Raw genomic sequence first — 14,475 nt, forward strand, 5'->3', positions numbered from 1 at the left:
ATAAGCGTTGGCCGCGCACTCTCGAAATTTGACTTCAAAGGCAGAAACACAGATTGGTATCCGAGTGCAACCGTGCGTAGCGTTTCGGGTGATGTTGAGGGCGGTTTAGGCTAGAATGCACGGCCTCAAAGCACACCCCTTCCCGAGGCTGTCCCGAAGATGTTGATCCTGCGCGGCGCTCCTGCCCTTTCTGCCTTTCGCCACAGCAAACTCCTTGAGCAACTGAGCCAGAAGGTTCCAGCTGTCAATGGCCTGTATGCTGAATTCGCTCACTTCGCCGAAGTCACCGGCGTCCTGACCGGCGACGAACAGCAGGTGCTTGCGCGCCTTCTGAAGTACGGCCCAAGCGTTCCGGTACAAGAGCCGACCGGCCGTCTGTTCCTGGTGTTGCCGCGTTTCGGCACTATCTCGCCATGGTCGAGCAAGGCCAGCGACATCGCCCGCAACTGCGGCCTGAGCAAGATCCAGCGTCTGGAGCGCGGCATCGCGTTCTACGTGGCCGGCCAGTTCAGCGACACCGAAGCCCAGCAGATTGCCGACGTGCTGCATGACCGCATGACCCAGATCGTCCTGGGCAATCTGGAACAGGCCGCGGGTCTGTTCAGCCACGCCGAGCCGAAACCGCTGACCGCGATCGACATCCTCGGTGGCGGCCGCGCCGCGCTGGAAAAAGCCAACACTGAACTGGGCCTGGCCCTGGCCGAAGACGAAATCGACTATCTGGTCAACGCCTTCAACGGTCTCAAGCGCAACCCGCACGACATCGAACTGATGATGTTCGCCCAGGCCAACTCCGAGCACTGCCGCCACAAGATCTTCAACGCCAGTTGGGATATTGACGGCGAGAGCCAGGAAAAAAGCCTGTTCGGCATGATCAAGAACACCTACCAGATGCACAACGAAGGCGTGCTGTCCGCTTATAAGGACAACGCCTCGGTGATCGTCGGTAACGTGGCCGGCCGCTTCTTCCCGGATCCGGAAACCCGCCAGTACGGCGCGGTGCAGGAGCCGGTGCACATCCTGATGAAGGTCGAGACCCACAACCACCCGACCGCGATCGCCCCGTTCCCGGGCGCCTCCACCGGTTCCGGTGGCGAGATCCGCGACGAAGGTGCCACCGGCCGTGGCGCGAAGCCAAAGGCCGGCCTGACCGGTTTCACCGTGTCCAACCTGCAGATCCCGGGCTTCGAACAGCCGTGGGAAGTGCCGTACGGCAAGCCTGAGCGCATCGTTACCGCGCTGGACATCATGATCGAAGGCCCGCTGGGCGGCGCCGCGTTCAACAACGAATTCGGTCGTCCGGCCCTGACCGGCTACTTCCGTACCTTCGAACAGTCGATCAGCACCCCGCACGGTGACGAAGTTCGCGGTTACCACAAGCCGATCATGTTGGCTGGCGGCATGGGCAACATCCGTGAAGAGCACGTCAAGAAAGGCGAGATCGTCGTCGGCTCCAAGCTGATCGTCCTCGGCGGGCCGGCGATGCTCATCGGTCTGGGCGGCGGCGCCGCGTCCTCGATGGCCACCGGCACCAGCTCGGCGGATCTCGACTTCGCTTCCGTACAGCGTGAAAACCCTGAAATGGAACGTCGCTGCCAGGAAGTCATCGACCGTTGCTGGCAGCTGGGCGACAAGAACCCGATCAGCTTCATCCACGACGTGGGTGCGGGCGGTCTGTCCAACGCCTTCCCGGAACTGGTCAACGACGGCGACCGCGGTGGCCGTTTCGAACTGCGCAACATTCCAAACGACGAGCCGGGCATGGCCCCGCACGAAATCTGGTCCAACGAATCCCAGGAACGTTACGTTCTGGCAGTCGGCCCGGCTGACTTCGAGCGCTTCAAGGCGATCTGCGAACGCGAGCGTTGCCCGTTTGCCGTTGTTGGTGAAGCCACTGCCGAGCCGCAACTGACCGTGACCGACAGCCACTTCGGCAACAACCCGGTGGACATGCCGCTGGAAGTGTTGCTGGGCAAGGCGCCGCGCATGCACCGTTCGGTGGTGCGCGAAGCCGAGCTGGGCGATGATTTCGATCCGTCGAACCTCGACATCGCCGATTCCATCGAGCGCGTCCTGCACCATCCGGCCGTGGCGAGCAAAAGCTTCCTGATCACCATCGGCGACCGCACCATCACCGGCCTCGTGGCCCGTGACCAGATGGTTGGCCCATGGCAGGTTCCGGTGGCCGACGTCGCCGTCACCGCCACCAGTTTCGACGTCTATACCGGTGAAGCGATGGCCATGGGCGAGCGTACTCCGCTGGCGCTGCTGGACGCTCCGGCGTCGGGCCGCATGGCCATTGGCGAAACCCTGACCAACATTGCCGCTTCGCGCATCAACAAGATTTCCGACATCAAGCTGTCGGCGAACTGGATGTCCGCTGCCGGCCACCCGGGCGAAGACGCGCGTCTGTACGACACCGTGAAAGCGGTCGGCATGGAACTGTGCCCAGAGCTGGGCATCACCATTCCGGTCGGCAAGGACTCGATGTCCATGGCCACCCGCTGGAACGACAACGGTGAAGAAAAAACCGTGACCTCGCCGATGTCGCTGATCGTGACCGGTTTCGCCCCAGTGGCTGACATCCGTCAGACCCTGACCCCGGAACTGCGCATGGACAAGGGCACCACCGACCTGATCCTGATCGACCTCGGTCGCGGTCAGAACCGCATGGGTGCCTCGATCCTCGCTCAGGTTCACGGCAAGCTCGGCAAGCAGGCGCCGGACGTCGACGACGCCGAAGACCTGAAAGCCTTCTTCGCGGTGATCCAGGGCCTCAACGCCGACGGTCACCTGCTGGCTTATCACGACCGTTCCGACGGTGGTCTGTTGACCTCCGTGATGGAAATGGCGTTCGCCGGCCACTGCGGTCTGAGCCTGAACCTGGACAGCGTTGCCGAAAACTCGGCAGAAATCGCCGCAATCCTGTTCAACGAAGAGCTGGGTGCCGTTATCCAGGTTCGTCAGGACGCCACCCCGGACATCCTCGCCCAATTCAGCGCTGCCGGTCTGGGTGACTGCGTTTCCGTGATCGGTCAGCCGATCAACAATGGCCAGATCAACATCACCTTCAACGGTGACACCGTGTTTGAAGGCCAGCGTCGTCTGCTGCAACGTCAGTGGGCCGAGACCAGCTACCAGATCCAGCGTCTGCGTGACAACGCCGACTGCGCCGAGCAAGAATTCGACGCGCTGCTGGAAGAAGACAACCCGGGCCTGAGCGTCAAGCTGAGCTACGACGTCAACCAGGACATCGCCGCGCCTTACATCAAGAAAGGCATTCGCCCACAGGTTGCCGTGCTGCGTGAGCAGGGCGTCAACGGTCAGGTGGAAATGGCCGCCGCGTTCGACCGCGCCGGTTTCAACGCGATCGACGTGCACATGAGCGATATTCTCGCTGGCCGTGTCGACCTGAACGAGTTCAAAGGTCTGGTGGCCTGCGGTGGTTTCTCCTACGGCGACGTTCTCGGCGCTGGTGAAGGCTGGGCCAAGTCGGCACTGTTCAACAGCCGTGCCCGCGATGCATTCCAGGGCTTCTTCGAACGTAACGACAGCTTCACCCTCGGCGTGTGCAACGGTTGCCAGATGATGTCCAACCTGCACGAGCTGATCCCGGGCAGCGAATTCTGGCCACACTTCGTGCGCAACCGCTCCGAGCAGTTCGAAGCGCGCGTGGCGATGGTGCAGATCCAGGAATCGAACTCGATCTTCCTGCAGGGCATGGCCGGTTCGCGCATGCCGATCGCCATCGCGCACGGTGAAGGCCATGCCGAGTTCTCCAGCGAAGAAGCCCTGCTGGAAGCCGATCTGTCCGGTTGCGTGGCGATGCGTTTCGTCGACAACCACGGCAAGGTCACCGAAGCCTACCCGGCCAACCCGAACGGTTCGCCGCGCGGGATCACCGGTCTCACCAGCCGCGACGGTCGTGTGACGATCATGATGCCGCACCCGGAGCGTGTGTTCCGCGCGGTGCAGAACTCGTGGCGTTCGGAAGACTGGACCGAGGATGCTCCTTGGATGCGCATGTTCCGTAACGCGCGCGTCTGGGTGAACTGAGGCCTGTGTACAAGCTCGCGTTTTTTGTTCCCGACAGTCATGTCGAGGTGGTCAAGGACGCTGTATTCGCTGCCGGTGGTGGGCGGATCGGGGACTATGACCACTGTGCTTGGCAGGTGCTTGGGTCTGGTCAGTTTCGACCGTTGGACGGCAGTCAGCCGTTCATTGGCGAGGCGGGGCGGGTTGAGCGGGTCGAGGAATGGAAGGTTGAGCTTGTGGTTTGTGATGAGCTGATTCGTGAGGTGGTGGCTGCTCTCAAGTTGAGCCACCCTTATGAGACGCCGGCTTATGAGGTGTGGCGGCTGGAGGATTTCTGATCTTCCTTTCGCTGGAATGAGAAACCCGCAGATGACTGATTGTCTGCGGGTTTTTTGTTGCCTGCGATTTTCCGGGCAATGGGGTTCCAATGTGGGAGCGAGCCTGCTCGCGAAGGCGTCGGATCAGGCGATGATGTTCTGACTGATCGGGTACATATCCGTTGCTGCGGTAACGGCTGCTTAGGGTTTCGCCCTTACGGCGACTCACTTTTTTTACAAACGCCTAAAAAAAGTAAGCAAAAAAACGCTTGCTCCTGCGTTCGGCCCGCTCGCTGGGGCTCGGGGTCCCTTCGCTGCGGGCTCGTTCCGGGCGCAGCGCCTACGGTTTGCTTCGCTGCACCTCCTCTCGCTGTGTTTGGCTTCGCCAAACGGTCGCTGCGCTCTCACCCCCGGATCAATCCCTCCACTCAGCCTTCCGACGTCGCCCGTGGATCAAGATCAAGAACGACAGCCGAGCTTGCGCTCATCCTGGAGTGGGGCGGCTTCGCCGCATGGCGGTGTTCACAAGTTAAAAATATGGGAGCTGGCTTGTCAGCGATGGCGGCCTGACAGTCGACCATTTTCTATCTGGTGCATCTCCCCTCTGTAGGAGCTGCCGAAGGCTGCGATCTTTTGACTTTGGTTTTTTACAATCAAAGCGCAGATCAAAAGATCGCAGCCTTCGGCAGCTCCTACACGGGATGTTTTGTGTTTAAGAGTGTGTGGAATTACCAGAACCTTCCCACAAGATTTTCAGGTTGTCCCTCGGACGTCCGGTCTCTAGGCTTCGTCTGTCGCTGCCAATTCAGCGACCGGGAGGTGAGATACCCGATTTGGATCCCCAGACAAGTGCCCCCATAATTGCGGCCAGCTTTCGCTGTCAGCAATTCCTTATGGCGGCTATGTACGGGCGGACTTCGGTCCGGCCGGATTTGGGGTCCTTACCGGTAATCTCACTCCGTACATGGCTGCCACCTCTTCTCCGAGTGAGATCGGGAGCAAGTGGCTATGACACTTAAAAGGACTTGTTCGATGGACAAACTGATCCCCGACCCACCCCACAAAACCACAGCGCCACCCGTCGACGCCATCCGCGTCGAAGACCTGACGAAAGACCGTGAAGCCATCAAGCGCGCTGTCGATTTCTACTTCACCCAGCAACCCGCTCAGGCGCATCAGCCCAGCACAATGTTCCTGGTCAACCCCAGCATCGACACCGAAACCCTGCTAGCCCACGCCTACGAATCGTTGGCCTGCGCCAGTGCCATGGCCAGCAACTTCGCCAACGAACTCAGCGGCCTGCAACGCAGCACCGCACTGGCGATCCAGCAAATCGTCATGCTCGCCGAACTGGCGGTAAACCGCGCGCTGGACCGGGTCGATCCGCAAACCTGATTCATCGGATGATCATCGCAAACCGGCTCGTCCCGTCGCGGACCTCATCTCCTTTCTGGGGAGTTGAGAGCTCGCGTGGGAGCGAGCCGTCGGCAACCGACTTTTGGATTCAATACCCAGGTTTGCCTTGATGATGACCAATCATCGGAAACCGCCGCTTACCTGTAATTTCTGACAGTGGTTCGCTTCGGCAAACTTCTGTCTGATGACACTTCCATTCACAACAGGTAAGAAGGATTTTGCTATGTCTACTGAAAAAAACACTGTGCCGGTGATTACCTCCATGAAAAACAGCCAAGGTGAGGAGATTCCAAACGGCGGTATCACCTCGTCCACTGTTGTGCAGTCGAGTGGCTTGGCGTCTGATGGCGATAAACTCCAGATTCTCGACGGTGCTACTGTGATGGGGCAAGTAGTCGCCGACGCTGCAGGCCGTTGGCACTTTCACTTGAGGGATTTGTCAGTGAGCATGCATTCGATCACGGCCAGAGGACAGGCTGGTGTCTCTGCACCACGTACGTTCATCGTCACAGTCGAGTAAACACCCGATAAAAAAGCCGCTGAGCTCCACAGCCCAGCGGCTTTCCGTTTATCAGTGAGGCTGTTGAGTTTCGCTGTGGGTTACACCTTCGCGCGGGCCTCACTGCGATTAACCAACGCCTCAATCGCCCCACTCAAACTCGCGGCTTTCTCGCCAATCAACAGATGCCAGACCCCACCGTCCAGCGAGCTGACACCCTGGCACCCCAACTCTTTCAACTGAGCCTCGGACAACGCTTTGCCATCGGCCAGTTGCAAACGAAGGCGGGTCAGGGCGATGCAGTCCAGTTGCAGTACATTCTCGCGACCGCCTAACGCAGTCAGCCATTGTTGGGCTTCTGGCGCCGTGACCCATGCAGCGTTCGATGCTTCGACCTGCACCGCAGGCGCCGGCACTAACGCACGCCCCAGCGCTGGCATGGCAAGGCGGATTTCGTCGGCGATGCTGTCGGCCAATGGCCCGACCACCACCTGCAAGCTGCCGCCCTTGCCCGGGCGTACCACGGCCATCGCGCCCAATGCCTTCAAGTCAGCGTCGGAAGCCTTGTTGCGATCAACCATTTCCAGACGCAAACGGGTGGTGCAGGCACCGACAGTCACCAGATTCTGCGCACCACCGAGCGCCTTGATGTAAGCCGCGGCGCGCTCATTCTCGGTGAGAACAGCCTTGTCCGCCGCTGCCACATCCTCACGCCCCGGCGTCTTCAAATTGAAGCGACGAATACAGAAATCAAACACCGCGTAATACACCACGGCATACGCCAGCCCGACCGGAATCACCAGCCAGCCATTGGTCGAGCGCCCCCAACCCAACACCATGTCGATGAAGCCGCCGGAGAAGGTGAAACCGAGGTGGATGTTCAGTGCATTGGTGATCGCCATCGACAGGCCGGTCAGCAGCGCATGCAGCAGATACAGCAGCGGCGCGAGAAACATAAAGGCGAATTCGATGGGTTCGGTTACCCCGGTCAAAAACGAGGTCAGCGCCATCGACAGGAAAATCCCGCCCATGACCTTGCGCCGCTCCGGCAACGCATTGCGGTACATCGCCAGGCACGCAGCAGGCAGGCCGAAGATCATCATCGGGAACATGCCGGTCATGAACTGGCCGCCCTTTGGATCGCCAGCGAAGTAGCGTGACAGGTCGCCGGTGACCAGTGCGCCGGTAGTCGGGTCGGTGAAGTTGCCGAACACGAACCACGCCATGTTGTTGAGGATGTGGTGCAGGCCGGTGACGATCAGCAGGCGGTTGAACACGCCGAAGACGAACGCGCCAATGCTGCCGCTTTCCATCATCAGTGCGCCGAAGGCATTGATGCCGTGCTGGATCGGCGGCCAGATGTAGCCGAACACTACGCCCAGACCGACCGCCGCGAACCCGGTGACAATCGGTACAAACCGTCGGCCGCCGAAGAACGCCAGATACTCCGGCAGTTTGATGTCCTTGAAGCGGTTGTACAGCGCGCCGGCCATCAGGCCGCTGACGATCCCGGCGAGCATGCCCATGTTGATGCTTGCGTCGAGCACCTTGAGGGTGGAGATCATCACCAGGTAACCGATTACCCCGGCCAGACCCGCGGTGCCGTTGTTGTCCTTGGCAAACCCGACGGCGATGCCGATGGCGAAGATCATCGCCAGGTTGGCGAAGATCACTTGCCCGGCATCGTGAATGATCGCGATGTTCAAAAGGTCGGTGTCACCCAGACGCAGCAGCAGGCCGGCAATCGGCAGGATCGCGATCGGCAGCATCAGCGCGCGGCCGAGGCGTTGCAGGCCTTCGATGAAGAGTTGGTACATGGTGGTTCTCCCTGCTCTTTATAGAGAGCTTGTTGTTAGTGCAGAGGCCAATGCTGGTGGCAGGCGTGACGAACCGCAGCGGCGCTGTTGAGTTTCAACAGGTCAAGGCTGAGGCGTTGGCATTCGGCCTCGTGCAACTGGCGCACGCGATCCTTGATTTCACCGATTTGCACCGGGCTCACCGACAACTCGGTCACACCGAGGCCGATCAGCACCGGCGTCGCCAGAGGATCCGAGGCGAGGGCGCCGCAGACGCCGACCCAGCGTTTGTGCGCCGCCGCACCTGCGCAGGTCATGGCGATCAGCCGCAGCAGCGCCGGGTGCAAGGCATCGACCCGGGCGGCGAGGCCGGCGTGGTCGCGGTCCATGGCCAGGGTGTATTGCGACAGGTCGTTGGTGCCGATCGACAGGAAGTCGGCGTGCTCGGCCAGTTGTTCGGCCTGCAAGGCAGCGGCGGGGACTTCAATCATCACGCCGATTTCCGGGCGCTGGCTGATGCCCAGTTCCAGGCACAGCGCATCGACGCGCTGACGGATCTGCAGCAGTTCATCGACTTCGGTGACCATCGGCAACAGGATCCGGCAACGGCGCAGCGGGCTGACTTGCAGCAGTGCGCGCAGTTGCTGATCGAGGATTTCCGGACGGGCCTGAGCCAGACGAATGCCACGCAGACCCAAGACCGGGTTGGCTTCGGCAGGCAGCGGCAGGTAGTCGAGTTGCTTGTCGCCGCCGACGTCGATGGTGCGGATGATCACCGAATGGTCACCCATGGCATCGAGCACCGCTTGATAGGCAGAGCACTGCTCTTCGACGTCCGGCGCGGTTTGCCGGTCGACGAACAGAAACTCGGTGCGCAGCAGGCCGACGCCATCGGCACCATTGGCAAAGGCGTCTGCCGCTTCATGGCTGGAGGCGACATTGGCGACCACTTCGATGGTCACGCCATTGCGAGTTTCGGCGGGCAGATGGGCCTTTTTCTGTTGCGCATCGCGGCGTTGCTGACGGTCGATTTGCGCCTGCTGCACTTCGGCCAGACGCTCGGCATTTGGCTTCAGTTCGAGGCGACCGCCATCGGCATCCAGCACCACCGACTGACCTTGTGCTTGATCGAGTAAAGCGGCGCCCAGTGCAACTAGGCACGGCAGGCCTTTGCCGCGCGCCAGAATCGCCACATGCGAGGTCGCGCCACCCTCGGCCATGCACAACCCGGCGACACCCTGCGCGCTGAGTTGCAGCAGATCCGACGGCGTCAGTTCATGCGCAGCAACGATGGCGCCGGCCGGCACGTCGTAATGCCAGGCTTCGCCGAGCACGGCGCGCAGCACCCGTTGCTTGAGGTCGCGCAGGTCGTTGGCGCGTTCGGCCAGCAGCGCGCTGCCGGTGTGTTGCAGTACTTCGCACTGCACGTCGATCGACTGGCTCCAGGCGTGGGTCGCCGCTGTGCCTTGATCGATGGAATGCTGCGCGGCGTCGAGCAGGGCCGGGTCTTCGAGCAGTGCCAGATGCGCGGCGAAGATCGCTTCTTCGTCGGTGTTCTTGTGCTTTTTTGCTTGGGTGAGCGTGGCGTGGATTTCGCCGCGCACCTGCTTCAGCGCCGACTCAAGCACCTGCTGTTGCACCTGCGGATCATGCTTGCCGATATCTGCCGGCAGGCTGATCGCGTTCAGGCGAAACAACGGCCCGCCAACCAGACCCGGTGCGGCGCACACCCCTTGCAGCACGCCCGCCTCGGCCGGGCGTTTGCGCGGTGCGGCGCTGGCCGGCGCAGCGGCGTGATGATCGTCGGGCAGGGCGGTCGCCAGTGCATTGAGCAAAGCTTGCAGCGCCGCTTCGGCGTCCGGCCCCTGACAGCTGACCTGCACTTCATCCTGTTCACCGATGGCCAGTCCCATCAGGCCAATCAGGCTGTTGCACGGCGCCGATTGGCCGGCGAAGTGCAGCTGCGACTGGCTCTTGAAACCTTGTGCGGTCTGGCGAATCAGCGCGGCGGGGCGCGCATGCAAGCCGCCGCGATGTGCCACCAAGACCTGCCCCTGCACCACTGGCCCACCCAGCACTTCAGCATTCGCCGCCGTACTGGTGCGGGCAATGATGTGTAGCAGCGGCTCGCCGACCTTCACCGCTTTGAGCGTGATCGGGCGCACCTGGAAGTCCTGGCTGTTGGTCAGGATCAACAGGCTGACCAGGCTTTTGCACTGTTGGCCGACCTTGTCCAGGTCGTAGCGCAACAACGGTTGGCCCTTGTCGACCCGCGTGCCTTGCTTGACCAGCATCGAGAAGCCTTCGTCGTTCAGTTCGACAGTGTCCAGGCCAAGATGCAGGAGGATTTCCGCGCCGTTGTCGGCGCGCACGGTCAGCGCGTGGCCGGTGCGGGCGACGTGGATGATCTCCCCGGCACAGGGCGAGTACAGGGTGTCATTCAACGGGTCGATGGCGATACCGTCGCCCATCGCGCCACTGGCGAACACCGCGTCCGGGACTTTGGCGAGCGTGAGCACCGGGCCGCTGAGCGGGGCGCTGAGGGTCAGCTCTTTATTGTTGTTGTGCATGGCTCGGTCTCATCAGTAATTTCGCTTTCCCCTGTAGGAGCTGCCGCAGGCTGCGATCTTTTGATCTTGTTTTTTTGAACGTCAAAATCAAAAGATCGCAGCCTTCGGCAGCTCCTACACGGGTTACATGCCTAAACAGTGGTCAGTGCGTACGGGTCACTTTGCTCAGGTGGCGCGGCTGATCCGGGTCCATGCCGCGAGCCACGGCCAGGCCGGCGGCCATCACGTAGAAGCTCTGGATCGCCAGAATCGGGTCGAGGGCCGGGTGTTCGGCGCGGCTCAGGGTCAGGTCGCGTTCGAGAATGTCGTCCGGCGCGGCCAGCAGCACGCGGGCACCGCGTTGACGCATCTCTGACGCGAGGCTGATCAGACCGGCCTGTTCGGCACCGCGTGGGGCGAACACCAGTAGCGGGTAATGCTCGTCGATCAGTGCCATCGGGCCGTGACGGACTTCGGCGCTGCTGAAGGCTTCGGCCTGAATCGCCGAGGTTTCCTTGAACTTCAGCGCGGCCTCTTGGGCGATGGCAAAACCGGCGCCACGGCCGATGACCATCAGCCGTTCACAGTCGCGCAAGGCGTCGATCGCGGTGCTCCAGTCCTGTTTCGCCGCTTCGCGCAGACCTTCGGGCAGGGCGTTGTGCGCTTCCAGCAGTTCGCGGTCTTCTTTCCAGTGCGCGATCAGGCGGGCGCTGGCGCTGAGGGTGGCGATGAAGCTCTTGGTCGCGGCGACGCTGCTTTCGGTGCCGGCGAGCAGCGGCAGGCTGAATTCACACGCCGCTTCCAGTGGCGAATCGGCGGCGTTGACCATCGATACGCTCAGCGCGCCACGCTTGCGCAGCAGACGCAGGCTGTTGACCAGATCCGGGCTTTGCCCCGATTGCGAGAACGCGAACGCGACCTGACCGCTGACCTTCAACGGTGCCTGCTGCATGGTCACCACCGACATCGGCAACGACGCCACCGGTACGCCCAGTTGCTGCATGGTCAGGTAAGCGAAATAGCTCGCCGCGTGGTCGGAACTGCCGCGCGCGACCGTCATCGCCACTTGCGGCGGCTGACGGCGCAGGCGTCCGGCGATCTCGATCATCTGCGGGTCGAGCTGTTGCAATTGGGCTTGCACGGCCTCGAACGAGGACAGCGCCTCTTCAAGCATTTTTGAAGTCAATGTCTTCTCCTTCGACCATGACGGCGGTCAGTGTGAGTGAGCGATCCAGCCGCACGCAGTCGGCCCAGGCACCCGGTTGCAGGCGCCCGCGTTCGGTGATGCCGAGGTAGTCGGCGGGGAATTGCGAAAGACGTTGCGAGGCTTCGGCGATCGGCAAACCGATCTTCACCAGGTTGCGCAGGGCCTGATCCATGGTCAGGGTGCTGCCGGCCAGCGTGCCGTCGGGCAGGCGCACACCGCCCAGGCATTTGGTCACGGTGTGGCTGCCGAGCTTGTATTCACCGTCGGGCATGCCGGCGGCGGCGGTTGAATCGGTGACGCAGTACAGGCACGGGATCGCACGCAGGGCCACGCGGATCGCGCCGGGGTGCACGTGCAACAAGTCCGGGATCAGCTCGGCGAATTTGGCGTGGGCGAGGGCGGCGCCGACGATGCCCGGCTCGCGGTGATGTAGCGGGCTCATGGCGTTGTACAAATGGGTGAAACTAGTCGCGCCGGCATCGAGGGCGGCGACGCCTTCCTCGTAGCTGCCGAGGGTGTGGCCGATCTGCATGCGGATGCCGCGGCTGCTCAGTTCACGAATCAACCCGTCGTGGCCGGCGATTTCCGGGGCGATGGTGATCACCCGGATCGGCGCCAGTGCCAGATACTCTTCAACTTCGGCCATCAACGCGGTGTGGGCGAAATTCGGTTGCGCGCCGAGTTTGCCGGGGTTGATGTACGGGCCTTCCAGATGCACACCGAGTACCCGGGCGGCGCCTTGCGGACGCTGTTCGCAGAACTCGCCGACCTCTTTCAGCACACTGGAGATCTCAGCACTCGGCGCGGTCATGGTGGTGGCCAGCAGTGAAGTGGTGCCGAAGCGCACGTGGGTTTTGGTGATGGTTTCGAAGGCGCTGGCGCCTTCCATGATGTCTTTACCACCACCGCCGTGGACGTGCAGGTCGATGAAACCCGGCAGCAGGTACGGCAGGTCATTCTCGGCCGGATCGCAGGGCACGCCTTCGATCGACACGACTTTGCCGTGTTCGTGAATCAGCCGGCCGCGAACCCAGCCGCTGGCGGTGAGGATGTTGTCTTCGGACATTTTGCTTCTCTCGTTTGGCCTGGCTGCCGGTCAGCGGCGAAGCTCTGCAACAAAGTCGTAGTAGTCGTTGCGGCAATAGGTGTCGGTGACTTCGATCGGCGTGTTGTCTTCCAGATAGCCGACCCGGGTCATCAGCAGCATGGCGGTGCCGGGGGCGATGCCGACCAGCGCGGCGAACTCGTCCGAGGCGTTGATCGCCTGGATGTGCTGCAGGGCGCGGACGATCGGTTTGCCGATGCCGTCGAGGTATTCGTAGAGCGAATCGCCGACCAGGTGCGGCTTGGGCATGATCGAGGCGGGCAGGGTGCTCATCTCGATGGCCATCACCGTGTCATCGGCCTTGCGCAGGCGTTTCATGCGCGCCACCTTGTCGTTCGGCGACAGGCTCAGGCGGATCAGTTCTTCGTGAGTCGGCAGGATGATTTCGCGTTCCAGCCACTGCGAGCTGGGGACGAAACCCTTGAGGCGGAGCATTTCGCTGAAGCCCGAGAGGCGTGACAGCGGTTGTTCCAGACGTGGGGTGATGAAGGTGCCGGAACCTTGCAGACGGCGGATCAGACCTTGATCGAGCAGCACTTCCAGCGCCTTGCGCGCGGTGACCCGGGAGATCCCGAGTTGCTCGCTGAGGTTGCGCTCGGAGGGCATGGCCTGCTCGGCCTTCCACTGCCCGGAATGGATCGCCGATTCCAGATTGCGCGCCAGCTGCAGGTACAGCGGCGTCGGCTGGGAGTCATCTGGGCGTAGGGCCTGGAGGTCGTTCATGTAGGTCATTTCCGACGCGAGTATAGGATTGTTGTGGCTCGCTTGTGGGGCGGAAATTAATACCACTTGAATACCATGTCAACGCAGTGAATTGGCGTGTAGCCCAATGAAATGGCGGGTTTCGGGGTTTGTGGTTTGAAGTGGTATTATGGGTGGGCTGTAAAAAGCAAAAGATCGCAGCCTGCGGCAGCTCCTGCAGTGGGAAGTGGTATCAACCCTGTAGGAGCTGCCGCAGACTGCGATCTTTTGATTTATTTTTTTCAGGTGACCAGTGGTCAGTCGTTAAGGACGAATCTCGATCATCGTGCCGTCCGGCACCAGACCCCAGACTTCACGCATGTCCATGTTGCGCATGGCGATGCAGCCGTCGGTCCAGTCCAGAGTGTGGAACAGGTCTTCGGGGGTTTCTTCCGAATCCGGCGTGCCGTGAATCATGATCATCCCGCCAGGCTCGACGCCTTCGCGGCGGGCGCGGGCCGAGTCGCTGATGTTCGGGTAGGAGATGTGCATCGCCAGGTTGAATTTCTCGCTGACCTTGCGCCAGTCGATCCAATAAAAACCTTCCGGCGTGCGTTTGTCGCCTTCAATCAGTTTCGGACCTTTTTTCGCGCCCTTGCCCAGGGAAATCCGATAGGTCTTGATCGGCTTGCCGTCGGCGATCAACTGCAGTTGATGCGCCGATTTGAGCACCAGGATTTTTTCGATCAGCGGGGTGTTCGACGGCGTCACGGTGGTCACGAAGGACGCTTGGGAGACTGAGACGAATGACAGGCAAAACAGAGCAAACAACCAGCGCATTGAAACAATTCCCCAAAGAGTGACGCAACG

General features: G+C 61.5%; 10 protein-coding genes. 4 read left to right on the forward strand and 6 right to left on the reverse strand.

Annotated elements, in window-relative coordinates; translation table 11 throughout:
* Positions 1-159 precede the first annotated feature (159 nt).
* The 4 genes from purL (at position 160) to ACYZUM_RS01525 (ending at position 6,288) form a co-directional block, all read left to right on the forward strand.
* Positions 160-4,056, forward strand: coding sequence for a phosphoribosylformylglycinamidine synthase (gene purL / locus ACYZUM_RS01510; RefSeq protein ID WP_108181770.1), 3,897 nt, complete (start codon positions 160-162; stop codon positions 4,054-4,056).
* Positions 4,057-4,061: 5 nt separating this feature from the next.
* Positions 4,062-4,373: a YqfO family protein gene (locus ACYZUM_RS01515; RefSeq protein ID WP_108181771.1), complete on the forward strand. Its 312-nt coding sequence runs from the start codon at positions 4,062-4,064 to the stop codon at positions 4,371-4,373.
* 1,011 nt (positions 4,374-5,384) lie between these two features.
* Positions 5,385-5,747 carry a DUF6124 family protein gene (locus ACYZUM_RS01520; RefSeq protein ID WP_108181772.1) on the forward strand — a complete coding sequence of 121 codons (363 nt, stop codon included), beginning with the start codon at positions 5,385-5,387 and terminating at the stop codon, positions 5,745-5,747.
* Positions 5,748-5,991: 244 nt separating this feature from the next.
* Positions 5,992-6,288 carry a hypothetical protein gene (locus tag ACYZUM_RS01525; RefSeq protein WP_108181773.1) on the forward strand — a complete coding sequence of 99 codons (297 nt, stop codon included), beginning with the start codon at positions 5,992-5,994 and terminating at the stop codon, positions 6,286-6,288.
* Between the two features lie 80 nt (positions 6,289-6,368).
* Here the strand turns inward: ACYZUM_RS01525 and nagE are convergent, their stop codons facing one another.
* The 6 genes from nagE to ACYZUM_RS01555 all read right to left on the reverse strand — a co-directional run bounded on the left by nagE (position 6,369) and on the right by ACYZUM_RS01555 (position 14,445).
* On the reverse strand, positions 6,369-8,084 hold the full coding sequence (gene nagE, locus ACYZUM_RS01530; protein WP_108181774.1) for an N-acetylglucosamine-specific PTS transporter subunit IIBC: 1,716 nt from the start codon (positions 8,082-8,084) through the stop codon (positions 6,369-6,371).
* Between the two features lie 35 nt (positions 8,085-8,119).
* Positions 8,120-10,633, reverse strand: coding sequence for a phosphoenolpyruvate--protein phosphotransferase (gene ptsP / locus ACYZUM_RS01535; protein ID WP_473061229.1), 2,514 nt, complete (start codon positions 10,631-10,633; stop codon positions 8,120-8,122).
* A gap of 142 nt (positions 10,634-10,775) precedes the next feature.
* The gene (locus tag ACYZUM_RS01540; RefSeq protein WP_108181776.1) at positions 10,776-11,798 is read right to left on the reverse strand and encodes an SIS domain-containing protein; all 1,023 of its coding nucleotides are present in this window, start codon (positions 11,796-11,798) and stop codon (positions 10,776-10,778) included.
* Positions 11,779-12,885 carry an N-acetylglucosamine-6-phosphate deacetylase gene (nagA, locus tag ACYZUM_RS01545; RefSeq protein WP_108181777.1) on the reverse strand — a complete coding sequence of 369 codons (1,107 nt, stop codon included), beginning with the start codon at positions 12,883-12,885 and terminating at the stop codon, positions 11,779-11,781. Before nagA ends, ACYZUM_RS01540 begins: the two co-directional genes overlap by 20 nt.
* A gap of 30 nt (positions 12,886-12,915) precedes the next feature.
* Positions 12,916-13,647 (reverse strand): GntR family transcriptional regulator, encoded by a 732-nt coding sequence (locus tag ACYZUM_RS01550; RefSeq protein WP_108181778.1) that lies wholly within the window; start codon positions 13,645-13,647, stop codon positions 12,916-12,918.
* A gap of 282 nt (positions 13,648-13,929) precedes the next feature.
* A complete protein-coding gene (locus ACYZUM_RS01555) occupies positions 13,930-14,445 on the reverse strand; it encodes a L,D-transpeptidase family protein (RefSeq protein WP_041063109.1) in 516 nt (171 codons plus the stop codon).
* Positions 14,446-14,475: the final 30 nt, after the last annotated feature.

The organism is Pseudomonas sp. m6p (assembly GCF_055760375.1).

Bases quoted from the DNA above. Each gene is read 5' to 3' on its own strand.
- purL (WP_108181770.1), top strand. From the start codon at position 160: ATGTTGATCCTGCGCGGCGCTCCTGCCCTTTCTGCCTTTCGCCACAGC.
- ACYZUM_RS01520 (WP_108181772.1), top strand. From the start codon at position 5,385: ATGGACAAACTGATCCCCGACCCACCCCACAAAACCACAGCGCCACCC.
- ACYZUM_RS01525 (WP_108181773.1), top strand. From the start codon at position 5,992: ATGTCTACTGAAAAAAACACTGTGCCGGTGATTACCTCCATGAAAAAC.
- nagE (WP_108181774.1), bottom strand. From the start codon at position 8,084: ATGTACCAACTCTTCATCGAAGGCCTGCAACGCCTCGGCCGCGCGCTG.
- ptsP (WP_473061229.1), bottom strand. From the start codon at position 10,633: ATGCACAACAACAATAAAGAGCTGACCCTCAGCGCCCCGCTCAGCGGC.
- nagA (WP_108181777.1), bottom strand. From the start codon at position 12,885: ATGTCCGAAGACAACATCCTCACCGCCAGCGGCTGGGTTCGCGGCCGG.
- ACYZUM_RS01550 (WP_108181778.1), bottom strand. From the start codon at position 13,647: ATGAACGACCTCCAGGCCCTACGCCCAGATGACTCCCAGCCGACGCCG.
- ACYZUM_RS01555 (WP_041063109.1), bottom strand. From the start codon at position 14,445: ATGCGCTGGTTGTTTGCTCTGTTTTGCCTGTCATTCGTCTCAGTCTCC.